The sequence below is a fragment of the Shewanella piezotolerans WP3 genome, from assembly GCF_000014885.1.
In the GTDB taxonomy this organism is placed as follows: domain Bacteria; phylum Pseudomonadota; class Gammaproteobacteria; order Enterobacterales; family Shewanellaceae; genus Shewanella; species Shewanella piezotolerans.
Genome location: NC_011566.1, coordinates 588,106 through 610,667, shown reverse-complemented (window position 1 = coordinate 610,667; position 22,562 = coordinate 588,106). Strand labels below are relative to the sequence as shown.

The window sequence follows — 22,562 nt, the reverse complement described above, 5'->3', positions numbered from 1 at the left end:
TTTAGAATGCTTCATTAAAGGTTAAATAGAAGCCACTTTCAGTCGCATTTCGGCCATAATCAACACGCACATTCATTCTTGGTTGTAGCTCAAAGCGGTAACCTACGCCATAGCTATATATTAGGTTTTCGTACAATTGCTGCGGCTCGTTAGCAATCGAGCCTAAGCCAGCAAAAACCGTCATCCCATGCCGAGTCAGCTCCCCATTTTGATATTTAAAGGTGTGACGATATTCAACGGTATTTTCAATCGAATTTTTGTCGCGATAGTGACCTCGATATACCCCTCTTAAGGAGTCTTGTCCGCCAACGGTCGGCATATCATAGTAAGGCACGTCACCGTCGCTCCATTGAAAGGCATTATAAAAAGCCAATACTCGCCCTTTGCTTATAGAGTGGTAATATCGGTAATCAAGCAGTAGCTTTTGATAGTCGTTGTCGCTACCAATCTTTTCTGAATAGACAATGTATTCGAAATTGAAAAATTGGCCACTCCATGCATTTACAGAGAAATCACGACTATCATGTTCAAGCGCCACCCCAAGTCCTAGGGAGAATGGCTTATCTTTGAACTCTTGAAAATTAGGATCATCAATTGCAGTTTGTGGCAGGGTATCTTCATCAGGCTGATAACTTTTCAGCCGTAGAGCAGGACCAAGATAAAAGCCATTAAAAGTAAGAAAGGTTAGATTTCCCTCGTAATTTAACAGCTTATATTCATAAAGAAGATCATCTGATGCTTCAACCGCATCTCCCGCTTCATAACCCACTCCCCAGTAATACTCACTTTGCTTGCCCATAGTAAATTTACCAATGAGGCGCATAGCATTATTATCAAAAAACAGATTCTGTTTTGAACGCAAACCTAAACCAACACCACTTTCGACTTTGTTACCTATAGCGACCAAGGTCAAACTTGAACGCTGGAGCTGTTGCTCTTGCCTGTTAGTCGAGAATGAGTACAAAGCCCCTAATGCCAGCATAACTCCTGTTTCTGGCATATATCCTGGCCCACCAAGAATAGAAAATAGCGGTAAGCCATTCTTAGTGGAGTGATCTTTCAAAGCTTTTTTGTAGTTATCTAGCTTTTGCTCTAGTGCATCGCACTCGACGTTGCAGTCATCAAGCTTTTCATCAATCGCGTCAATAGCGACTTTATAAGCTTGCGCTCTCTGCTCAGCTTGCTCCAACGTCTTAAAAAATGGCAAAGCATCACCGACGGGAAGCTGCTCAACTGAATTAAGTGCAGTCACTTCCGCGCCGACAATCGTTGGAAAAAGGCATAAAAAAATAAGCTTTTTCATAAAATCCTTTTAAAATCCAGACTCATTCTTGTATTTTGTATCTACAGGCTCACAACAGAAGATGGGTATAAGCCTTTTATTTGACTAAATATAGTCGAAGGTGAGAAAAGCACATATTTTAGGGGTAGTGGCTGAGAAGTGACTTATTGATAAGAAATAGTAACGTGGTTTACTAGGGCTAAAGATTGGGAATTGTCTAGGAGTAAAGCGAGAACATAAGCAGAGTCATGAACCAATAAAGCATGAAGCAAAACAGCTAAAGCCCACAGATAGTGGGCTTAGCAAAGCTGCGTATTAGAACGCTGAAAGCTGACCTATAATCGTAGCCACTGCATTAACTCATTGGCTCCAATGACGCCATACTGTCTTTTTATTAGTTTACCAGTAGGGTCAAATAGCAACACTTCAGCAGATTCAGCTCGATAAGTTGCGATCATCTTATCGCCATCGGGGGTACCTGCTCTAGCTAACAAAAACAGCGCATTATCACCAAGGTGGGCACGGGCTTCATTCATCTGCTCTGTTTGGCTATTACTCACCGCAAGACCTGGATCATAAACAAAAACCACAGCTGGCTTACCCGTTCCGATCTCTTCATGGGTCGCCTTAAAGCCTTTTGGCATCACCATCAACAACAACCAAACTGCGACCACAATTGATGCAATGACTCCAAGAACCACCCAAGGCTTGCGTTTGTCTGAGGTTGAGCTTGTATTTGAGTGATTACTTTCCACGATGATTAGCCTCTATAACGATTTAAATAATTAGCACTTCAGTTTAATAAACCTAGCTGAAATGAGTATTAATAATTCAATGCTGCTAGTGATTTCTCTGCTAAAAACTGCCTTCCTCCCCCACTTTTCATGGCAAATAAGTGACTTAACATCACATTTCTCTTAATTAGATCAAATTGACAGTTGTTAGCTAGGAACTAATATTGCTGTAATAGACTCAATTAGGTAATGATTAAGCTTTCTCAGCGAAAGCATGAGATGTTCAAAATAATGAGGCAATATATTAATGAATACACTTAGCAAAATATTGATCGGCTCAGCGATTAGCATCGCGGCATTAAGCACTGGCGCACAGGCTAGCGACCTTACCTGCAAAGTAAAAGGTGCCGATGATGTCGTTATGAAAAACATTACAATTTTGCGCTCTAACGAATCAATCGTGAAGATTGATGGCAGCTACAAATCACCGGTTATGAGCAATATCTATCGCATCGATGCGGTAGACGGCAAAGACATTAGCGCCACTCCAACTTACCTTTATTACAGTCAATATCCTTTAGCCGATCACCAACTGTTAGCAACTGTTCAAGTTGATGGTCAAGAGGCTTTTAAGGGACTTTGTACCGTCACAGAAGAGATGTAGTCTTCAAAACTGCGCGCCACCATCTCTACAACTCAGTATTACTAGAGCGATATTAAATAGTTTATCGGTCTGGTAATACTGTTACAGCGTCAAGAATCATCGTGTCATTGGTGTTTTTCTAAATCGCCACAAGCCTCCAGTATGTCATCCGTCAAAGCTCCCAGTTCAGCTTGAATTTAGCGATTCCATAACGTTATTCAAATTAATCTATATTGAAACAGTTCGGTCATCACCAATGCTCTCTCCTGCAATGACATTTTCTTCACCTTGCAAATAATAAAATAGCGTCGACTTCATCCAATAAGAGAAAGGCATGACTAAATTCGACCAGGGCATCATCCAAGCAAACATCAAAAAATCTGCTCTACCACGCTCCCTACCATCTAAAAATGACACGAGTTTTTTGTGGGGGCTGTTGATTCTAGTGGCAGCATTTCTTTTACTGATGAAAGAAAGTGTTAACGACGCTTATTTTTTTAAAATCAATCAAGCGAGCCAACATTTTAGTCCTGAGCTTTTAGCAAGCATTACCGACATGGGCAATGGGGTTGTTACGGGCAGCATTCTAGTCATGATCCTTTGCTTCAAACCTGCTTGGATTTTACGAGTGCTGCTAGCAGCAGTGATCTGTCTATTGGTGACACATCTACTAAAAAGCTATTTTGATGCGCCGCGCCCAGCAGCACTGTTAGAGCAAATAAATATTATCGGTGATGTTCGCCACAGTAAGAGTTTTCCTTCAGGACATACCGCCACTATTTTCTTACTCGCAGGCACAGCCTATCTGTCATCTCGACGATTGCTCAGCAGAATATTCTTTGTCTCTTTGGCAATCATAGTCGCTGTATCGCGGATCTCAGTCGGTGCCCACTGGCCGATTGACTTAGCATTAGGGGCTATTATTGGCTGGCTCAGTATTTATGCTGCATCACTCATCTGTAAAGAGAGATTACTATCACCGCGTTACCAATACCTTATTTTAACTGCATTGCTGTTGCTGCTTGGTACTTTGAGCGCTATAAGCAAGAATGAATTCCCGCAAATGCCTATTGTTGAACAGCTACAACAACTGTACTTGGTCGTGGCTGCATTTTGTTTATATGTCAGCTATTTATTCAACCGCCATATGACGACTAGCAATATTATTCATTGAGTTAACGAGTCATCAGCAGGGACGAATAACGAGTTGTTCGACCCTGCTCGCTAAACAGAATGCCCATTACTTTTTAGCATCACCCAAATGAACATCAAGTACAGGCCGACCAAGGCAAACCAATTTACACCGAGCACAATAAGACTACTAATAGACATCATAATCCCCTCTAATACTTCAATCGCTAGCTTATTGATATGACTGCAGTAGGACAGCATAAATAGCAGTGAGCTATCGTCATCATCAACATCCCTAACTAAAGAACTATATGATTGACATACTCAAGCTGCGCCATAACCGCCAATAAACAGCTAGTATGGGCAACAATTATGCAGCAGGAAATTCTTGGTAAGGTGCAGATATGATGGTTTAGTATTTCCCACTTAATCACTAACGACTCACTACAGCTAAATATAAACGCTGAACCGAGTGTCACTCGTCAGTTTATAGCCTAGAGATTAAACCATAGTGATTGCAACCTGAATGGATATGAAGAATTCAATTCTGTTCAATGCTCGTTTCATCGCAAGCAGATAAGAGTTTTTAGCTCTACCAAGTCACTGACACTAAAGCCTTGATTGGATCGGCCGATAACCAACTATCATCTTCATCTGCATGGAATAGCAATGAACATATCTGGTATCAATTCAGCGTCCTCTTTGACTCAAAATATGCTGCAGGCAGAGATCAAAGTCAGATCGGATACTGCGCCAACCCAAGCATCTTTGTCGCAGACTATCGAGCCTGATAGCGTGTCGATTTCTGATGCGGCGCAAAAGAAGTTATCTACTGAGCTCGGCGCTGCTATACACAAAAATAGTGCCAACACCAAAGCCCAACAGAGTGAACAAGTTGATACTCGAACTGAGACAGAAAAGAAGATTGATAAGCTCAAAGAGGAACTCAAAGAGCTAAAAGAACAGCGCCAAGCACTGGCCAATGATCATTCTGAAGCTGCTGAACAGAAACGCAAAGATATTGATGCGCAAATGATGATGCTCAATGTACAGCTAACCACCTTGCTCAAAGCTCAAAAAGATGAAGCCGAGGGTGGCGCCTAGACAAATCATACCTAAAGAAAACAGTCTCCAGATAGATTATCTGGATAAGCATAATAACCACAGTCATTAATAGCACTTTTTAAACAAATATTAATTTTTATTTTTAATTCAAACGCTAATCGTAAGGCGCAATGAATTAAACAGCAAAAAACCAACCGATTTTGACTACTGATAATAAGTACTACGCAGGCTAAAAATGAATTTTTACAATAATCTAGCATTGAACTATGCCAAAGAGATCAAATCAGCTTTGAGAGGAATCGCATTCCTGTTAATGGTATTCATTATTTACAGCGTGTTAAAGCAGGAACAAGAAACCAAGTACTCGCAATACTTTTTCGACAATCAAAAAAAGTTTGAGCAACTATCCAAACTAACCTGTTCATTACTCGATAGTGATTTATCTAGGCTAGAGTATCAAGTCGGTGAATACTACAATAGAGAACCATTTTTCAGTATTCCCAGCACCTATCCAGACAATGAATATGAGTTTAAGTGGCAGCGTTTAAACGAATACGCGCCTGGAGTTGAAAAAAAACTGCAGCAGATAGATCAATTGCTTGTTGACTTAGATCTTGAAGATCTGACGGCTACAGAGATAGCCGGTGAGTGCAGGATTTTTAACTACCTTTGGGGCTGGGGAATGAATGGTGAGGGTCAATTCATGCACTATGTATTTAATCCACAAACTGTGTACCCATATAACCCAAGTATTCATAAAGAATCGCATAGAGATCACTCGATTCAAATCGACTTTAGCATTGCTTTATCTGCAGGTTGGTATCTAACTTACTCCAATACACCTTAAACCTTCAGCAGCAGAGTCGAGCCCATCGAACCCGACTCACGATCCAACTTAGCGACGCTTGGAGGTATCGCGCGCGCCTGCAAGCCGACCCAAAAATTCACTCAGACCCGTCTGCTTTCTAATGCGTTCCGCCCAAAAGCCACCAATAATAAAACCGACAGCGCCCCAAGCGACAACGGTGAGCGCATTAAGCTGACCTGATTGCAAACTCAACACAACTCCAACAAAAAGCCCTAAAAGCGTCGGCGATGCGGCTATCGCCAGCCACTGCAGCGAAAAGACAAATAAACTCACTAATCTCATTGGTTCTCCTTAACCTGATTATTCATGCCAATAAACCATACACGTTTTACAACACGCTTACGACATATTATGTCAAGAGTGAGAGGGCCATTCGTTATTTACCGTCGTATTACGATAGCTTTTTGAATACCAATACGAGTATTATTATTCGAATTATTATCACGTTATGTATGGATGCAGTTGATAAATGATTCTAAAAACCAAATCTCCTCAAAATGCCAAGTCTGCGCAAGCGATAGCCGGGCAAAAGCAAGAACACAACGTCGCCTTCTTTTTACGCCGCGCTTATAAAGATAACCCTGAAGTTCTGGTCATAAATGATTTCAAGTTCAGCTTTAATGATGAAACGGCGCAGATTGACCATCTAATAGTTTACCCTTATGGCTTTATATTGCTTGAGTCAAAAAGTATTAAAGGCCATGTAAAGGTCAATAAACAGCAAGAATGGACTCGCAGCTATAGCAAGCAATGGTCAGGTATGCCCTCCCCCATCAAACAAGTCGAGTTACAGCAAGCACTGCTGAAGCAATTACTCAATCATCATAGGCTTGACGTATTAGGAAAGATGTTTGGTATTAAGCAGGGCTTTAGTGGACGCTGCTGGGATCACCTCTGCGTGGTATCAAGTGACGCAATCATTGATAGAAAATCGATGCCTAAAGCCGTTTCAGAGAAATTAGTGAAGTCTGAATTCTTAGTCGAAAAGCTTCAAAAAATAATGAAGCTTAGAAATAAGATCATAAGAGTCGTTAATGTATATGACACTCGACCTTACTTTAATAAAGAAGAGCTCGACTCTATAGGCTCATTCTTAATTAACCAGCACTTAGATACAACAGCAGAGCCTTCAATAGTCCCACAAGCTGCTCCTAAGTTGGCGCAACCGATAGCAAAACCTGTAGTTACAAGGCCTCAGCCAATCGAGCAAGCCTCTGTCGTTGAAGCGACAACAATGATTCGAGTGGCTTTGCAGTGCAAACATTGCGGGGAATCAACGAATTACACACCAATGTATGGCAAGTTTGGCTATTACATAAAGTGTAACCAGTGTACTAAAAACACGCCGATGAAACAGGCCTGCCCGCAATGCAAAAATAAGCAAACACGGGTGCAAAAAAGCCAAGAGACTTATACGCTAAATTGCCAAGAATGCAGCTTTAGCCAACAAATCGTTTAAGGGATCAGATTTGAATAGCATGGAAAAAGGCACAGCTTCGCGGCTAAAGCCGCTCCTACATTTAAGACTTAGAACATGCAAAAGCTCATGTTCCAGACACCAATTCCCTTTAAGTACACCTATATACTGCCGGGATAAGTCCATCCTTAAACAAAAAAGCCTCGATACCGTAAAGTATCGAGGCTTTTAATTCTTTTACAACAAGTGGCTTTAGCGTTTAAGCTTCAGACCAGCAACGTATTTTACGTAGGATAAATCATGTTAGAACAAGGCGCTTTACCACGACGTTTAGCTTTCTACTCTTATTAATTCTGAATGGTGAAGTCACGCTGCTATCCCCTGAAATGCAACGCCAAAGCAAGCTCCAGACACAAAAAAGCCCCAATACCGTTAAGTATCGAGGCTTTTAATTCTTTTACAACAAGTGGCTTTAGCGTTTAAGCTTCAGACCAGCAAAAGTATCTAACGCAGGAAAAATCGCTTTAGAGCAAGGCTTCTTGTCACGACGTTTAGCTTTTCATAAACGAGTGGCAAGGTAACGCAGCTATAAACGATTTTAACCAGTTAGATTACATCATGCCGCCCATACCGCCCATTCCACCCATTCCACCCATGCCGCCCATATCAGGCGCACCAGCTGCATCTTGTGGAATTTCGCCAACCATTGCTTCAGTGGTGATCATAAGACCAGCAATTGAAGAAGCAAACTGTAGCGCGCTACGAGTTACTTTAGTTGGGTCTAGGATACCCATCTCTAGCATGTCACCGTATGTGTCGTTACCAGCATTGTAACCGTAGTTACCAGTGCCGTTCTTAACGTTGTTAGCAACAACTGAACCTTCTTCGCCAGCGTTAGTTGCGATTTGACGTAGTGGCGCTTCCATTGCACGTAGTGCGATAACTACACCGTGCTTCTGGTCTTCGTTGATAACTTCAACTTCACCGATTTTGCTTGCTACGCGAACTAGTGCAACACCACCGCCTGCAACCACACCCTCTTCAACCGCTGCGCGAGTTGCGTGTAGTGCGTCTTCTACGCGAGCTTTCTTCTCTTTCATTTCAACTTCAGTCGCTGCGCCAACCTTGATTACGGCTACGCCGCCAGCAAGTTTAGCCATACGCTCTTGAAGTTTTTCTTTGTCGTAGTCAGATGTAGACTCTTCAGCTTGGATCTTGATTTGAGCTACACGTGCTTTGATTTGAGTCTCTTCACCCGTACCGTCAATAATCGTGGTGTCATCTTTAGTGATAACAACGCGCTTAGCTGTACCTAGGTCTTCTAGAGTCGCTTTTTCAAGCTCTAGACCAATCTCTTCAGCAATCACTGTACCGCCAGTTAGGATAGCGATATCTTGTAGCATTGCTTTACGACGGTCGCCAAAACCTGGTGCTTTAACAGCAGCAACTTTAACGATGCCACGCATGTTGTTCACAACCAATGTTGCTAATGCTTCGCCTTCAACGTCTTCTGCAACGATAAGCAGTGGCTTACCTGTTTTAGCTAGACCTTCAAGGATAGGTAGCAATTCACGAATGTTTGATACTTTCTTATCAACCAATAGGATAAATGGCGTTTCTAGTTCAACACTGCCAGTCTCTGGCTTGTTGATGAAGTAAGGAGACAGGTAACCACGGTCAAACTGCATACCTTCAACAACGTCTAATTCGTTTTCTAGCGCTTGGCCTTCTTCTACAGTGATAACACCTTCTTTACCGACACGCTCCATCGCAGTTGCAATGATTTCACCGATAGTTTCGTCAGAGTTAGCTGAGATAGTACCCACCTGAGCGATAGCTTTAGTGTCGCTACACTCTTGAGAAAGGTTTTTAAGCTCTGCAACTGCAGCGATAACCGCTTTGTCGATGCCGCGCTTAAGATCCATTGGGTTCATGCCAGCAGCAACCGCTTTAAGACCTTCAGTTACGATAGATTGAGCCAGTACTGTTGCGGTAGTGGTACCGTCACCAGCTGCATCATTGGCTTTAGAAGCAACTTCTTTCACCATTTGTGCGCCCATGTTCTCGAACTTGTCTTCAAGTTCGATCTCTTTCGCCACAGACACACCATCTTTAGTGATAAGTGGAGCACCAAAGCTCTTGTCTAGTACAACGTTACGACCTTTTGGGCCTAAAGTAACTTTAACTGCGTTTGCGAGTACGTTTACGCCGGCAAGCATTTTTACGCGAGCGTCGTTTCCAAATAATACTTCTTTAGCTGACATGTTTATTATCCTTTAAATTCATTTCAGTCCGCTGATGTGGCTAATGCACTACCATCAACGGTGATCATGGTCTATCTACGTGGCGAGAGTGGGATTTACCCAACAACTGCCATTAAGTCTGATTCAGATAAAATCAGTACTTCTTCACCATCAATCTTTTCTTTTTTCACGCCATAACCTTCGTTGAAGATCACGATGTCGCCAACTTTAACGTCTAGCGCCATTACGCTACCGTTTTCAAGAATGCGTCCATTACCTACAGCTAAAACTTCACCGCGGCTAGACTGCTCAGCAGCACTACCAGTTAGTACGATGCCACCAGCTGACTTTGATTCAACTTCTGAACGTTTAACAATGACACGATCATGTAATGGGCGAATATTCATCGATGGATGCTCCTATTATTTTTGTCGCCAACGTTTATTGCTGGCTATTAAAGATAGTAACGACTTTGGCTGATTTCACCTTAGTGAACACCAAAATATCATTTGATGTTCGAGATATGGGGGTAAAGGTCTGCAGTTCCAAGCCCTATTTACAAAATAAATCGGTTTTTTTTGACTCTGATTTATAAATATCGGATCAATCCTGATAGAATTCGCCTCCGAGTAAAGACTAGGCAAGACTTCCCCATGAGAGACAGACACGGGCTGCTAACACAGCCGATTGGTCGTGTACTGCTAAATATGAGCCTCCCAAACCTGATTGGTATTCTAACCATTCTTGGGTTCAGCCTCGTTGACACTTTTTTTATCAGCCAGTTAGGCACAGAAGCTCTGGCTGCTATCAGCTTTACTTTTCCTGTGACCCTGATTATTTCAAGCATTGCTATCGGCATTGGCGCTGGGGTATCAACCAATTTGGGCCGCTTAATCGGTAGCGGACATGCCGATAAAGCCAAAGTGTTTTTACATGACGCCTTACTGCTCACGTTTTTATTAACCGCGTTCATATCGGCATTTGGTAGCCTATTCATTGATCCACTGTTTAGCTTACTGGGCGCAAACCAAAGCAGCTTGCCGCTGATCCATGACTACATGTTCACTTGGTATTTAGGCGCACCATTACTGGTGCTGTTAATGGTAGGTAACCAAGGACTTCGCGCCACTGGCGATACTCGATCACCCGCAAAGATAATGATGCTAGCGGCACTGATAAACCTGATATTAGATCCGTTACTTATCTTTGGTATCGGGCCATTTCCGCGCTTAGAGATCCAAGGGGCAGCCATTGCCACTGTGATCTCCTGGGTTGTGGCACTGTCGCTGTCGACTCATTTATTGATTTTTAAACGTCATCTGGTCGAGTTTGCCGAGTTTAATGTTGTCAGACTTAGATGCAACTGGAAGCAATTAGCCCATATCGCTCAGCCTGCTGCGCTAATGAATCTGCTCAATCCAGTGGCGAATGCCATGATAATGGCGATGTTGGCGCGTATCGACCACAGTGCGGTGGCCGCCTTTGGTGCCGGCACACGTTTAGAATCAGTCATGCTGATTGCCGTGATGGCGCTATCATCGAGTTTAGTGCCTTTTGTGGCGCAAAACCTCGGCGCAGGACAAACCACTCGCGCCCGTGACGCACTGCTGTTATCACTCAAATTTGTGTTGATACTTCAAACCTTGCTGTACCTGCCACTAATATTTGCTGCAGAGCCGTTAGCACGACTATTTAGTAACGACCCGCAGGTCATTGAGTGGTTAAGCTTTTATATCTTGGTGCTGCCTGCGGCTTATGGCCCGTTAGGCATCGTTATCTTAGTAGCAACCTCCTTAAACGCTTATCATCGACCGATGAGTTCACTCATTCTAAATATCTGTCGGTTGTTTTTAATTATGCTGCCTTTAGCCGCACTAGGTTCCTATTTAGGTGGTGTAAAAGGCTTGCTGCTCGCCCTCCCCGTCACTAATACCTTAATGGGTATTGCTTGTTATATTCTGGCGCGGCGCATTTCTGAACCTGAGCTCGCCGCCGTCACACAAGAAGAGAACTAGCCATGCAAGCATCAAAACAGATATTTATCGATGAAGATTTTAGCGACCAAGATCTACAAGATGCTCACTTTGAGCATTGTGAGTTTCACCACTGCCGCTTTAATCATGCCGATTTGACGGATGCCCGCTTTAGCCACTGTAAGTTTGTACAACAAGGCGAAGATGAAGGCTGTGATTTTAGCTACGCCACACTCACCAGTGCCAGTTTTAAGCATTGCAATTTGAGTATGGCGCTATTTAAAGGCGCCCGTTGCTACGGTATTGAGCTGCGCGAATGCAATCTGCAGGGTAGTGATTTTAGCCGAGCAAGTTTTGCTAATTACATCACCGCTAAAAGCTATTTTTGCTCCGCTTATATCACCGCTTGTAACTTGGCGTACGCAGACTTAAACAATGCACTACTTGAAGAGTGTGAACTGTTCGATAATCGCTGGCGCGGTGCCAATCTAATAGGTGCCTCGATGAAAGGTGCCGACCTAAGTGGTGGCGAATTCTCGGCCGAACAATGGGGCAGTTTTGAGCTTAGCGGCTGTAACCTCACCCGCGTTGAACTTGAAGGCTTAGATCCACGCAAGGTGTCACTTGAAGGGGTGATGATTAACCAGTGGCAACAGGAACAATTACTTGCACCATTAGGGCTGATCATTACTGCTGACTAGTTCATCGATTTAAACACACCACGGACAATGACATCCCGATTACAATCGCCTTTTTCGATACACTCTTCCATGGCTTTCATCATAAAGTCGATAAAGCGCTGACTCGCAAGGCTAATAAACCGCCTCGACGGATAAACCAAATAGCATTTCCCCTCATAGGGCTCTATCTCTTCAAACAACATTTTAAGCTTACCGCTGTCGACATGTTCTTGGGCAAAAGCCAGTGGCATCATAGAGATCCCACGTCCCATTAAAGTGGCTTCTAAGCATGTCTCTAGACTATTCACGCACAAGTTACCTTTGACCGCTAAAGTACGGTCTTTACCAAAAGGTACATCGTTGAAAATCTTGCCGTTTGGGTAACGAAATAGTATCGAGTTATGTTCTGACAGACACTCCTGAGTCAGTGGGATATCAGTTTTAGCTAAATATTCGGGACTGGCAAAAAAATGCACCATCTCAGTAATCATATGCCTAGCAACCATCTCGTTTTCATTGAAGGCGTCTTCAAGCATAAACGCTAAATCAATGTTATTACGGATCATATCTTGTGGCTCTGTACTGACAATAATCTCTACCGTTAACCCTGGATTGAGATCCATAAACTCAAAGATAGCGTGAGTAATATGAATAAGCTCAGGAATAGGAAAAATCAGGATCCGCAAATGACCAGCAACTTCAGCGTTTTGCCCCGACAATTCAGACATGGTCTGCTCTAGCTGCGCAAGCATAGGTGTTGTTTTGTCGTAAAAATGGCTGCCTGAAGCAGTTAATGTCATCGCTCGGCTCTGACGATGAAACAGCTTTACATTCAGCTCATCTTCAAGCAATTGCAGTCGTCGACTCAGCGTCGACTTAGGTAGATTTAAAATATCAGCCGCCTCGACCAGGCTGCCAGTTTCTACAATTCGATGGAACAAGGTTATATCTTCAGTTTTCATTATTCAGGCTCTAAAGTTTTAACGACTCAATGACTAACACGTGACACTTTGCTCACACAAAACAGGTTAAAGCAAGACTTAACAGTTCCACTTTATGGAACTCATAATTCCACACAATTCCATTTAACTCAACTAAGTTGACTGTTATTGTGGCGTCCAGTTAATACATATTGTCACATTTATACGGAATTCAATTTATGAAGCACTTGCCCACTACCCTCTCGTTTATTGTTCTTACCTCAGTGTTAGCGGGTTGCAGCGCAGAGTCTATTGAAACACCAGCGCCAACGGTGCGGCCAGTTAAGCTACTTGAGGTGACCGATGTCAATGCGGGCTCAATTCGTGTCTTTCCGGCTAAAGTTGCCGCCACCAGACAAGCCGATCTGGCATTTAGACTGTCTGGCCATTTGGTAGAATTTGCTTTTTTTGAGGGGCAACATGTTAAAAAAGGCACCGTACTGGCAAGACTAGATAGCCGTGATGCCCGCAATACCTTACTTAATCGTGAGGCTGATTATGAGCTAGCAGCTGCCGACTTTAAGCGTAAAGGTGAGTTACTGCGCCGCGAGCTTATCTCACAAGCAGAATATGACACAGCTCAAGCACAGCTTAAATCGTCACAGGCAAATCTTGCTAGCGCGCAAGATCAGCTCAGTTACACTGAGCTGAAAGCGCCGTTTGACGGTACGATTGCCAAGATATCAATTGACAACTATCAGATGGTGCAAGCAAATCAGTCAATTTTGGTGCTGCAAAAAGATCGTAATATCGATGTGGTAATCCAAGTGCCAGAGTCGCTCGCCAGTAATATCGCCCGCTTTAATCCCAACGCGGTCACCCAACCTACGGTACGTTTCACCACTAATCCAGAGCTATCTTTTCCAGTCAAACTCAAAGAGCACGCCACTCAGGTCACTCCTGGTACTCAAAGCTACGAAGTGGTATTTACCCTACCACAGCCAACTGATATCAACATTTTACCGGGTATGAGTGCTGAGCTTACTATGGATGTTTCTAACAGCAGGTTGAGTGACATTACCTCAGTATTACCGGCCAGTGCCATTACCAAACGCGACACTGATGGCCAGAACATAATTTGGACCTTCGACGCTGATAGCGGCAAAGTTCATTCACAGGTTGTTACGCTAGGTAAGGTAACCACCAACGGCATTGAAGTGACACAAGGTGTGAACGTAGGCGATAAGGTTGTGGTCGCTGGTGTGCAATACCTTGTTGAAGAACTCCAAGTTAAGCCGCTTCGCTGGCAGCGAGGGGTGTAGTTAGCAACCCCATTTTTATCCCCGTTACTCACTCAAGTTTGATTGTTGTTGCTTGCGCATAGCGTCATTGAGCCTGAGTGCTGCCAGCCTAGTTGGCATTTTTGACTAAGAGATTTTATCAATGAATTTTGCAGAATATTCGATCACTCACAAGGTGATCAGCTGGATGTTTGCCCTCCTATTACTGGTAGGCGGTTCAGTGTCATTTTTAAACTTAGGGCAACTGGAGTTTCCTGAATTTACCATTAAACAAGCATTGGTTGTTACTGCCTATCCTGGTGCGTCACCTGAACAAGTTGAAGAGGAAGTGACTCTCCCACTAGAAGATGCCTTGCAGCAACTAGAAGGGATTAAACATATCACCTCTGTTAACAGTGCAGGCTTGTCTCAGATTGAGATAGAGATGGCAGACAACTATGCCGGTGACCAGTTACCCCAGGTTTGGGATGAAGTACGCCGCAAAGTGAACGACAAAATCAATGAGCTACCTCCGGGCGCATTAACGCCAAAGGTGATTGATGATTTTGGTGATGTTTACGGTATTTTGCTTAATGTCAGTGGCGACGGTTATAGCGATCGTGAATTGCAAAACTATGCTGACTTTTTAAGGCGTGAACTGGTACTGGTCGACGGCATTAAAAAGGTGACGATTGCCTGTAAAGTGATGGACCAAGTCGTGGTTGAGATCTCTCAGCAAAAACTTAACGCCCTCGGGTTAGATCAAGACTACATCTATGGTCTTATTCAAAGCCAAAATGTGGTGTCGAATGCCGGCAGCGTCCGCGTGGGTGATAACCGTATACGTATTCATCCCACTGGAGAGTTTGATAATGTTAGTCAAATGGAGCGTCTGCTAATAAGCCCTCCAGGTAGCGCTAAGCTTATCTACCTCGGTGATATTGCCAATATATACAAAGATGTTGAAGAGACACCGGACAATATCTACCACGCCGATGGCAACAAAGCGTTATCTATTGGCATTGCTTTTGCCAGTGGTGTCAACGTGGTAGATGTGGGCGCGGCGGTTAATGCTCGTATGGCCGAGCTTAATAGTGACCTGCCTATCGGTATGTCTTTAGATACCGTGTATGACCAAAGCAAGATGGTTGACGATACCGTCAGCGGATTTTTGGTTAACTTGGCAGAATCTATTGCGATCGTGATTGGTGTGCTATTGATCTTTATGGGCGTCCGCTCAGGTTTACTAATGGGCCTAGTGTTACTGCTAACAATACTTGGCACTTTCATCGTCATGAACGTGCTCAATATTGAGCTGCAGATCATCTCCCTGGGTGCGCTCATTATTGCACTGGGTATGCTGGTTGATAATGCAATTGTGGTCACAGAGGGCATTTTAATTGGTATTAAACGAGGTAAAACTCGCTTAGAAACAGCTAAGAGTGTTATCTCACAAACTCAGTGGCCACTACTTGGTGCCACCATCATCGCCATTATTGCTTTTGCTCCGATTGGCTTGTCTGACAACTCTACTGGTGAATTCTGTGTGTCGCTGTTTCAAGTGTTGTTGATCTCTCTGTTTATCAGCTGGATCACCGCCATGACGCTCACACCATTCTTCTGCAACATCATGTTTAAAGATGGTGTCGCAAATGATGATGTCGATGAAGACCCATATAAAGGCTGGCTATTTACCCTGTATCGTCAAACGCTAAATATTGCCATGCGTTTTCGTTCTGTCACTTTACTCTTAGTTATCGCAGCATTGGTTTCGGCAGTATTTGGCTTTGGTCAGGTGAAGAACGTGTTCTTCCCAGCTTCAAATACCCCGATGTTCTTCGTTGATGTATGGATGCCTGAAGGCTCCGATATTAAAGCCACTGAAAAACTGCTTTCTCGCATTGAAGCAGACATTAAGCAACAGCAGGCCGAACATGATATTGGCCTGACCAACTTAACCACTGTTGTCGGCCAAGGTGCACAGCGATTTGTACTCTCTTATGTGCCAGAAAAGGGTTACAGCGCTTATGGTCAGCTACTCATAGAGATGAGTGATTTGACCACACTTAATCAATATATGCGCAAACTTGAAACAGAGCTGAGCCAGAGTTACCCAGAGGCCGAGTACCGCTTTAAATATATGGAGAACGGCCCAAGCCCAGCGGCAAAAATTGAAGCTCGTTTTTATGGTGAAGATCCAGAGGTACTGCGCCAACTAGCCGCGCAAGCCGCGACGATACTGAACAATGAACCTACTGCCACTGCTGTGCGCCACAACTGGCGTAATCAGGTTAACCTTATTCGCCCGCAGCTTGCGCTCGCACAGGCAAGAGAAACAGGCATAAGTAAGACAGATTTAGATAATTCGCTGTTGATTAATTTCAGTGGTAAACAGATTGGTACCTATCGTGAAAATAGCCACCTACTGCCAATTATTGCTCGTGCGCCAGCAAGTGAAAGACTGGATGCGGAAAGTATTTGGAAGTTACAAGTATGGAGCTCAGACAACAATACCTTTGTACCTGTCACGCAAGTCGTGTCTAACTTCGAAACAGAGTGGGAAAACCCGCTCATTATGCGACGCGATCGTAAGCGTGTTATTGCCGTGCTTGCTGACCCAATTAATGGCACTGGCGAGACTGCCGATTCGGTATTTAGAAAGGTAAAAACTGAGATTGAATCGATTACGCTACCAAGTGGCTACGAGCTTGAATGGGGCGGCGAATATGAAACGTCTCTAGAAGCACAAGAGTCGGTGTTTAGCTCTATTCCACTGGGTTACTTGGCGATGTTTTTAATCACCGTATTGCTGTTTAACTCGGTAAGGCAACCGTTAGTTATCTGGTTTACTGTGCCACTGGCGATTATCGGTGTGGTAGCTGGACTACTGTTATTTGATGCCCCCTTTAGCTTCATGGCGATGCTAGGCATGTTGAGCCTAACCGGTATGATCATTAAAAATGGTATTGTGTTGGTAGACCAAATAAACCTTGAGCTCAGCGAAGGTAAAGAGGCTTACCAAGCGGTGGTGGACTCTTCAGTGAGTCGTGTAAGACCTGTATTAATGGCGGCAATTACGACTATGCTGGGGATGATCCCATTGTTGTCTGATGCCTTCTTTGGCTCAATGGCAATTACCATCATCTTTGGTTTAGGTTTTGCGTCAGTGCTCACGCTTATTGTACTACCAGTAACCTATACCTTAATGTTCCGCATTCCTTATCCACATAAGCAAGTACGATAAGGGGGTTACCACGCATTAAATAACCCAATAGATCAAATTAGCTAATTTAAAAAATGCTTCCCGGCAGCTCAGGCTCAACACAGTAATGTGCTGAGCCTGAGTACTTTTAGCCACTAGCCATAAAAGATGAACAATATTTTATGAGTAATCCCCAAGCCAGACTGTTAACCTTAAACTAATTCACATTGACCGATGCCACCTATGAAACGTTTTGCATTATGTCATTTAGCTAACATATTCACCCTTGGGGCAGTGCTATTCGCAAGCCCTGTATCGGCGCATAATGACGCCCTCCAGCAGCAATCAGAATATGAAATTGGTGTGATGGTTAAGGCTATCGACAAAGCCATTACCACTCCACAATCAGATTCACTCGAGTTGATCTACCAATATGGCACGGACTCCCGATATTACGTGATGATCAGAGGCTGGTTAGTACAAGAGCTAGCGGGTGCACAAAGTCAGCTCGAATCACACAGGCAGCAAGATGAACGTCGGCAACAGTTAGAACATAAGGTCAGTTTTTTAAAGCAAGCTATTCGCCGTATTGATCTCGAGTAAGCACTATAAGTAGTTGGCCACTAAAAAGCACACAGGAAAGACCATGAAAACCTCAGTAAAAGCCGCGTTGTTATCAGCATTTGTATGCCCGGGAGCAGGTCATTTTTATCTAAAGCAGCGCGCTATGGGAAATATTATTCTGGTCACTGCAATCGCTGCGATAAGTTACCTATGCTGGCATGCTTATCAAAAAGCACAGCTTATCTCTGAGAAGATAATCAATGGTGAAATTCCGCTACAACTCGATGCCATTTACAGTGCAGTTACTCAAGCGCCTGCTGGTAATGAAGCATTATGGATCAATATTGCTACTGCAGGTTTTGTGCTTTCTTGGGTGGTAGGTGTGGCTGATTCATTTCGCTTAGGTCGCCGCCAAGATTGAGAGTAATATTATACGCTCAGCGAGAGTTTAGCGGCTTGCTACTTCGGCGGCGAATAAACTCATAAGGGAATAACCATTGTGTTATACCAATTGCATTAAGTATTTGACCAGTTCAGAGCCCCTCAGCCTTTTCAATTCAAAGCGCATTGGTAAAGAAATGGTTATCCCCTTTTAAGCCAATGCAAAGCAGAAGTGGAAAGACTGAGGGGCTCACGTAGTGCGGCTGAGGTTAAACAAATTGGCAAACGCTGTATGCTTCGCTATGAGATTTGGATATACGACTAAACGGTCTATTTTGTTCCATACAAAATAAGACATTCCAGCCCTCCTTGGCGGTCAGATTTAGGAGGTACGAGACCAAGGATGGTCGAAGGTAGAATAATGCAGGAGCAATTATCGAGAGCGAAGCAGGATGCCAGAGCCGAGAATAACTATTACCTCAAATTCCACTACTTGCCTACAGCGTTTTGAATTCCCACTGAATGGTCAAACTTTTAATGCAATTGGTATTATTACTCACTTTGGATTAGCCAGCCTTGAATGAGTTCGCCAAAACACTCTGAGTAGATCAACTTGCTATGCTGATTGGAATTACTCGCCATTTCCTTACAAAAAAGGGTCACTCATCGAGTAACCCTTTCATTTACAGTGTGCAACAATTAATAATGTTGACTCACATTACATGGCTGATTCTTTCGCTGTATTAGTCTTAGAGAAATCGTGTTGCGTACTTGGATTCGTACGCAGATTCATCGTTGGCTTTGGATTTTTTGAAAAATCATAAGCGCTAGTGGCTGCCAATGTTTTTGAAAAATCATGACGACTTGAAATTCTTTGAATATTATTTGGCTGTTCTGCCGCTGAAACATTTTTCGAAAAATCGTAATCAGCACGTGCTGCTGCTGTTTTAGAAAAATCTGGTCGTTCAGCCATGGCAGAACTAGAAACTAAAGATACAACTATAGATAAGGCTACGCTGGTTAACATTTTCATATACAACTCCAATCTTATTTGCCCATTTCGTTAACAAACAGTCTAATTGATTTACCTGTTTTAGAGAACAAAAAAGGGACAAATTTTGCAATTTGATACATATAACATACAAAAGTTTAAAACTATGCTAGATGCTATGCAGTCGGAGGAGGATTAACTATATGAGGGGAAACCGTTTTTATTGACCACAGTGGTTCAACAATTTTTTCGCTCTCGAAGTTGGTTGGTAGGGCTAACAAAGGCAAATAGTGCAAGCCTGTTGTGCAACCGCCATGAGTCGAACAATGCCCAGAGGCTAAATCTTGACAAATATTGTCGCAAAGAAGTGTGAAATCGAGCCCTAACTCAGTTAACAGATCGCTATTAGAAACCGTCTCATCGACAGCCACTGTGTCAGAATACGACTCAGATATACTGATTTGATTTTCGCTAACCGTATGTAACAGATCTGGCAACGCCATCGCGGGTGTGAGCATAAACTGCCACAACAACGAGATGACTAAAAAAAGATGTGTTAGTGGTTTAAGCAAAGGGTTTCCTATATTTCAGTGCAAATAGAGTTATTACGTTAATATAGACATGCACGCCAAAGAATAGTTTCACTTCGTCAGCAATAAAAAAAGCGCTTGGTTATTACCAAACGCTTTATCTGCCATCTCAAAAATCAATGAGCTTAGATAGGTGAACCAGGCGGCATAGGTAAAGGCTTAATAATCAACTTAATTTCTGGATTAAGTAAGCCCTTTTCAATACCTTGCTGCAACCAAGCAAAATGCGCCGCTTCATAAGCACTAACTCGCTTCACTTTTCGCTTTAATTGCTTCACGGTATAAGTTAAGCGCTCAGCCAGTTGCGCCTTAACCTCAGGTCTAGTTTTTTCATTGTGATAAGCCTGTAGTAATACATCAATAGTGACCGCGTTAACCCGCATCCACACTCCTAGCTCAGCCCCTGTAGGAATATCGTTGAACACTGTTTTGGCCAGTACTTTATCGGTGATCTTAACCACTGACCACTGCTCTTTATCGTTAAGGTAAGCTTGGTTCACCCGGTTAATGCGTTCTGGCACAAACACTTGTGACAAAGCATGACGACTCAGTACTTCTGCCATACCTAGCGGATCTGCCACTACTCCTAATCCCGAATGGAAACTCTCACGAGTGTTTTGATAGTTACCCGCTTTTGGAACTAACATCTGCTGCAATGGTTCAGAGATAGTCAATTCATCGGGTGTTAAGGTCGATAAAATTGCTTCTAATGCTTGCTGTTGCAGCGCTGGGGCTAGATAGTGCCAGCTTTTACCATCGACCCCATCTCCATAAGTGTAATCAGTTCCACCAATAAACTTAGCTGCTGCTGTTAGCTGAAACCTCGTTAGCAAATAGATAGGAACAAATGCATCACTCAACTCACCTTTTGGTTGCTCGGCTAGCAGTGTTGCTGCAGAAAAATCCTGTATTGCCTTTGCACGTACTGCACCTAATCGTTTCAGCTCTGCAACAGGGTCTGTGCCATTATCCCATAAACTAGCATAGGCATTGCTCGCGCCTGCACTACGAGAATCTGCCTCACCGATGTAACGCAACCCTTTACGTTCAACCTGATTTCGAAGTTCAGCCAGCTTAACTTTTTCCTGCTCTGGAGCAAACTCACTGTAGCCGTACGCTACTGTGTACTTATCCCACGCACCAACACCTTCATCATAAGGTTTACTGATATCAATCTTACCGCCATTTACCGTAACCATAGGATGTGGGTAATCCATGACAGAAGCATTATCATTGCTTGATGCTGCAAAGTTATGATCTAAGCCCAATGTATGGCCAACTTCGTGCGCAGATAACTGCCTGATACGTGCTAAAGACAGTGCCATAGCGGCATCATCTGCTGCCGCTCTGTCTTGCCAGCCTGCCGTTAATCCACGTGCGATAAGGTGGTCTTGTCGTACCCGTTGACTGCCTAACGTGACATGCCCTTTGATGATCTCACCTGTTCTAGGGTCGGTAACGGCTGAGCCATACGACCAACCACGGGTTGCACGGTGCACCCACTGAATGACGTTATAGCGTACATCTTGCGGATCGGCATCCTCGGGCAATAACTCCACTTTAAAGCCGTTGATAAAACCTGCATCAGTAAAGGCATCTTCCCACCAACGAGCTCCTTCAAGCAGCGCTGAACGGATAGGCTCTGGTACTCCAGGATCTAGGTAATAAGTAATCGGCTTAACGACCTGGCTAGGCGCAGCACCCGGCGTTACTTTCTCTAATCGATGGCGCAGTAAAAAGCGCTGACGGATATCTTGGTCAACACGAGTACCGTAATCGAGGTAATCATCAGAGAGGTAACCACTCATTGGGTGGTAACTACGCACTTGATACTGCTCTTCTGGTAAAGCAATAAAGGAATAACGAAGACGGACAGATAAATGCTTAGCGTCAGGAGTAACCTGTGCGACATAGTTACCAGCTTTGGCACTATTAAAGGTCAGCAGTACATCAACATCGCTATTGCGCTCAAAGGACTTTACTCCTTCAGGTAAGATTAATGACTTGCTCTTATCTAACTGGTAACTGCCCTGTTTAGTTTGTTCTAATACTTCGCTAATACCATGTAAATCATTAACCACTAGCTCGTTGATAGCCACTAAGTTACGCTTACCTTTAACCACTTTTCCACGCCATAACACCGATTCGGCAAAGGCTTCTTTAACGGCACGTTGCTCAGCCGCATTATCCGTACTCGCTCGGTAAGCAGTATTAAGCTGCTTAAGAATTAGGTATGGACCATGACGCTCAAACTGCACCATGCGTGTACGGCCTAACTGTCCTCTGTCTAAACCGATATCATTAGAGCCTACGCCATGTGGCAGACTAGTCAGCAGCAAGAATGGTTTATTTAGCTTGTTCGCTTCGAGATAGAGATCACCAGAGGCTTTCTCATAAAACAGATTAATGAAACCGGTGGCTGCCTGGCTTTTTTTAATAATAGTCGCAGTATTTGTAGCAGCATACACACTAGTCAATGGCACTGTCGCTAAGGCGATTGCCAGTGCGAGTTTGTAGGGTTTCATGGTCTCTCCTTGAGCCTTATTTAGTTGCTATCGTCAATCTCAATAGTCTTAATTATTTGTTAGCTTAATAAAT

General features: G+C 43.6%; 20 protein-coding genes. 11 read left to right on the top strand and 9 right to left on the bottom strand.

The window, feature by feature from the left end; genetic code table 11:
- Window position 1: 1 nt before the first annotated feature.
- Together SWP_RS02670 and SWP_RS02665 are read right to left on the bottom strand one after the other, a co-directional pair.
- Window positions 2-1,303, bottom strand: coding sequence for a BamA/TamA family outer membrane protein (locus SWP_RS02670; RefSeq protein WP_020910800.1), 1,302 nt, complete (start codon window positions 1,301-1,303; stop codon window positions 2-4).
- A gap of 314 nt (window positions 1,304-1,617) precedes the next feature.
- Window positions 1,618-2,037, bottom strand: a complete 420-nt coding sequence (locus SWP_RS02665; RefSeq protein ID WP_020910799.1) for a hypothetical protein — start codon at window positions 2,035-2,037, stop codon at window positions 1,618-1,620.
- A 286-nt stretch (window positions 2,038-2,323) separates the two neighbouring features.
- On the opposite strand from SWP_RS02665, the gene SWP_RS02660 reads away from it, so the two are divergent.
- From SWP_RS02660 to SWP_RS02645, 4 genes are all read left to right on the top strand, one after another.
- A complete protein-coding gene (locus tag SWP_RS02660; protein ID WP_020910798.1) occupies window positions 2,324-2,680 on the top strand; it encodes a hypothetical protein in 357 nt (118 codons plus the stop codon).
- Window positions 2,681-2,993: 313 nt separating this feature from the next.
- Window positions 2,994-3,833, top strand: coding sequence for a phosphatase PAP2 family protein (locus SWP_RS02655; RefSeq protein ID WP_020910796.1), 840 nt, complete (start codon window positions 2,994-2,996; stop codon window positions 3,831-3,833).
- A gap of 626 nt (window positions 3,834-4,459) precedes the next feature.
- Window positions 4,460-4,894 (top strand): hypothetical protein, encoded by a 435-nt coding sequence (locus tag SWP_RS02650; RefSeq protein WP_044555605.1) that lies wholly within the window; start codon window positions 4,460-4,462, stop codon window positions 4,892-4,894.
- Between the two features lie 196 nt (window positions 4,895-5,090).
- On the top strand, window positions 5,091-5,702 hold the full coding sequence (locus tag SWP_RS02645; protein ID WP_044555603.1) for a hypothetical protein: 612 nt from the start codon (window positions 5,091-5,093) through the stop codon (window positions 5,700-5,702).
- Between the two features lie 48 nt (window positions 5,703-5,750).
- Here the strand turns inward: SWP_RS02645 and SWP_RS02640 are convergent, their stop codons facing one another.
- On the bottom strand, window positions 5,751-6,005 hold the full coding sequence (locus SWP_RS02640) for a hypothetical protein (protein WP_020910792.1): 255 nt from the start codon (window positions 6,003-6,005) through the stop codon (window positions 5,751-5,753).
- Window positions 6,006-6,192: 187 nt separating this feature from the next.
- On the opposite strand from SWP_RS02640, the gene SWP_RS02635 reads away from it, so the two are divergent.
- Window positions 6,193-7,182 carry a nuclease-related domain-containing protein gene (locus SWP_RS02635; protein WP_020910791.1) on the top strand — a complete coding sequence of 330 codons (990 nt, stop codon included), beginning with the start codon at window positions 6,193-6,195 and terminating at the stop codon, window positions 7,180-7,182.
- Between the two features lie 569 nt (window positions 7,183-7,751).
- On the opposite strand, the gene groL is transcribed toward SWP_RS02635, so the two are convergent.
- Both groL and SWP_RS02625 read right to left on the bottom strand, forming a co-directional pair.
- Window positions 7,752-9,404, bottom strand: a complete 1,653-nt coding sequence (gene groL / locus SWP_RS02630) for a chaperonin GroEL (protein ID WP_020910790.1) — start codon at window positions 9,402-9,404, stop codon at window positions 7,752-7,754.
- A 95-nt stretch (window positions 9,405-9,499) separates the two neighbouring features.
- Window positions 9,500-9,790 (bottom strand): co-chaperone GroES, encoded by a 291-nt coding sequence (locus SWP_RS02625; protein WP_020910789.1) that lies wholly within the window; start codon window positions 9,788-9,790, stop codon window positions 9,500-9,502.
- A gap of 246 nt (window positions 9,791-10,036) precedes the next feature.
- On the opposite strand from SWP_RS02625, the gene SWP_RS02620 reads away from it, so the two are divergent.
- Entirely contained in the window at window positions 10,037-11,398 is a 1,362-nt protein-coding gene (locus tag SWP_RS02620; protein ID WP_044555601.1) for an MATE family efflux transporter, read from the top strand.
- A 2-nt stretch (window positions 11,399-11,400) separates the two neighbouring features.
- Window positions 11,401-12,057 carry a Qnr family pentapeptide repeat protein gene (locus SWP_RS02615; protein ID WP_020910785.1) on the top strand — a complete coding sequence of 219 codons (657 nt, stop codon included), beginning with the start codon at window positions 11,401-11,403 and terminating at the stop codon, window positions 12,055-12,057.
- On the opposite strand, the gene SWP_RS02610 is transcribed toward SWP_RS02615, so the two are convergent.
- Entirely contained in the window at window positions 12,054-12,998 is a 945-nt protein-coding gene (locus tag SWP_RS02610; RefSeq protein WP_020910784.1) for a LysR family transcriptional regulator, read from the bottom strand. The two genes, SWP_RS02615 and SWP_RS02610, sit on opposite strands and share 4 nt — an antisense overlap.
- A 197-nt stretch (window positions 12,999-13,195) precedes the next feature.
- On the opposite strand from SWP_RS02610, the gene SWP_RS02605 reads away from it, so the two are divergent.
- From SWP_RS02605 to SWP_RS02590, 4 genes are all read left to right on the top strand, one after another.
- Window positions 13,196-14,278, top strand: coding sequence for an efflux RND transporter periplasmic adaptor subunit (locus SWP_RS02605; RefSeq protein ID WP_044555598.1), 1,083 nt, complete (start codon window positions 13,196-13,198; stop codon window positions 14,276-14,278).
- Between the two features lie 121 nt (window positions 14,279-14,399).
- Complete coding sequence (locus SWP_RS02600; RefSeq protein ID WP_020910782.1) at window positions 14,400-17,480, top strand: efflux RND transporter permease subunit; 3,081 nt, start codon at window positions 14,400-14,402, stop codon at window positions 17,478-17,480.
- Window positions 17,481-17,681: 201 nt separating this feature from the next.
- Window positions 17,682-18,041, top strand: a complete 360-nt coding sequence (locus SWP_RS02595) for a hypothetical protein (RefSeq protein ID WP_052634156.1) — start codon at window positions 17,682-17,684, stop codon at window positions 18,039-18,041.
- A 43-nt stretch (window positions 18,042-18,084) separates the two neighbouring features.
- Complete coding sequence (locus SWP_RS02590; protein ID WP_020910780.1) at window positions 18,085-18,423, top strand: DUF6677 family protein; 339 nt, start codon at window positions 18,085-18,087, stop codon at window positions 18,421-18,423.
- Window positions 18,424-19,101: 678 nt separating this feature from the next.
- Here SWP_RS02590 and SWP_RS02585 read toward each other — a convergent pair.
- From SWP_RS02585 to SWP_RS02575, 3 genes are all read right to left on the bottom strand, one after another.
- On the bottom strand, window positions 19,102-19,416 hold the full coding sequence (locus tag SWP_RS02585) for a hypothetical protein (protein WP_020910778.1): 315 nt from the start codon (window positions 19,414-19,416) through the stop codon (window positions 19,102-19,104).
- A gap of 134 nt (window positions 19,417-19,550) precedes the next feature.
- Window positions 19,551-19,946 (bottom strand): hypothetical protein, encoded by a 396-nt coding sequence (locus tag SWP_RS02580; protein ID WP_020910777.1) that lies wholly within the window; start codon window positions 19,944-19,946, stop codon window positions 19,551-19,553.
- Window positions 19,947-20,089: 143 nt separating this feature from the next.
- Window positions 20,090-22,489, bottom strand: a complete 2,400-nt coding sequence (locus SWP_RS02575) for a zinc-dependent metalloprotease (RefSeq protein ID WP_020910776.1) — start codon at window positions 22,487-22,489, stop codon at window positions 20,090-20,092.
- Window positions 22,490-22,562: the final 73 nt, after the last annotated feature.

What these genes read in the sequence shown, in the direction of transcription:
- SWP_RS02670 (WP_020910800.1), bottom strand. Translation starts at nt 1,303, where the DNA reads ATGAAAAAGCTTATTTTTTTATGCCTTTTTCCAACGATTGTCGGCGCG.
- SWP_RS02660 (WP_020910798.1), top strand. Translation starts at nt 2,324, where the DNA reads ATGAATACACTTAGCAAAATATTGATCGGCTCAGCGATTAGCATCGCG.
- SWP_RS02655 (WP_020910796.1), top strand. Translation starts at nt 2,994, where the DNA reads ATGACTAAATTCGACCAGGGCATCATCCAAGCAAACATCAAAAAATCT.
- SWP_RS02650 (WP_044555605.1), top strand. Translation starts at nt 4,460, where the DNA reads ATGAACATATCTGGTATCAATTCAGCGTCCTCTTTGACTCAAAATATG.
- SWP_RS02645 (WP_044555603.1), top strand. Translation starts at nt 5,091, where the DNA reads ATGAATTTTTACAATAATCTAGCATTGAACTATGCCAAAGAGATCAAA.
- SWP_RS02640 (WP_020910792.1), bottom strand. Translation starts at nt 6,005, where the DNA reads ATGAGATTAGTGAGTTTATTTGTCTTTTCGCTGCAGTGGCTGGCGATA.
- SWP_RS02635 (WP_020910791.1), top strand. Translation starts at nt 6,193, where the DNA reads ATGATTCTAAAAACCAAATCTCCTCAAAATGCCAAGTCTGCGCAAGCG.
- groL (WP_020910790.1), bottom strand. Translation starts at nt 9,404, where the DNA reads ATGTCAGCTAAAGAAGTATTATTTGGAAACGACGCTCGCGTAAAAATG.
- SWP_RS02625 (WP_020910789.1), bottom strand. Translation starts at nt 9,790, where the DNA reads ATGAATATTCGCCCATTACATGATCGTGTCATTGTTAAACGTTCAGAA.
- SWP_RS02620 (WP_044555601.1), top strand. Translation starts at nt 10,037, where the DNA reads ATGAGAGACAGACACGGGCTGCTAACACAGCCGATTGGTCGTGTACTG.
- SWP_RS02615 (WP_020910785.1), top strand. Translation starts at nt 11,401, where the DNA reads ATGCAAGCATCAAAACAGATATTTATCGATGAAGATTTTAGCGACCAA.
- SWP_RS02610 (WP_020910784.1), bottom strand. Translation starts at nt 12,998, where the DNA reads ATGAAAACTGAAGATATAACCTTGTTCCATCGAATTGTAGAAACTGGC.
- SWP_RS02605 (WP_044555598.1), top strand. Translation starts at nt 13,196, where the DNA reads ATGAAGCACTTGCCCACTACCCTCTCGTTTATTGTTCTTACCTCAGTG.
- SWP_RS02600 (WP_020910782.1), top strand. Translation starts at nt 14,400, where the DNA reads ATGAATTTTGCAGAATATTCGATCACTCACAAGGTGATCAGCTGGATG.
- SWP_RS02595 (WP_052634156.1), top strand. Translation starts at nt 17,682, where the DNA reads ATGAAACGTTTTGCATTATGTCATTTAGCTAACATATTCACCCTTGGG.
- SWP_RS02590 (WP_020910780.1), top strand. Translation starts at nt 18,085, where the DNA reads ATGAAAACCTCAGTAAAAGCCGCGTTGTTATCAGCATTTGTATGCCCG.
- SWP_RS02585 (WP_020910778.1), bottom strand. Translation starts at nt 19,416, where the DNA reads ATGAAAATGTTAACCAGCGTAGCCTTATCTATAGTTGTATCTTTAGTT.
- SWP_RS02575 (WP_020910776.1), bottom strand. Translation starts at nt 22,489, where the DNA reads ATGAAACCCTACAAACTCGCACTGGCAATCGCCTTAGCGACAGTGCCA.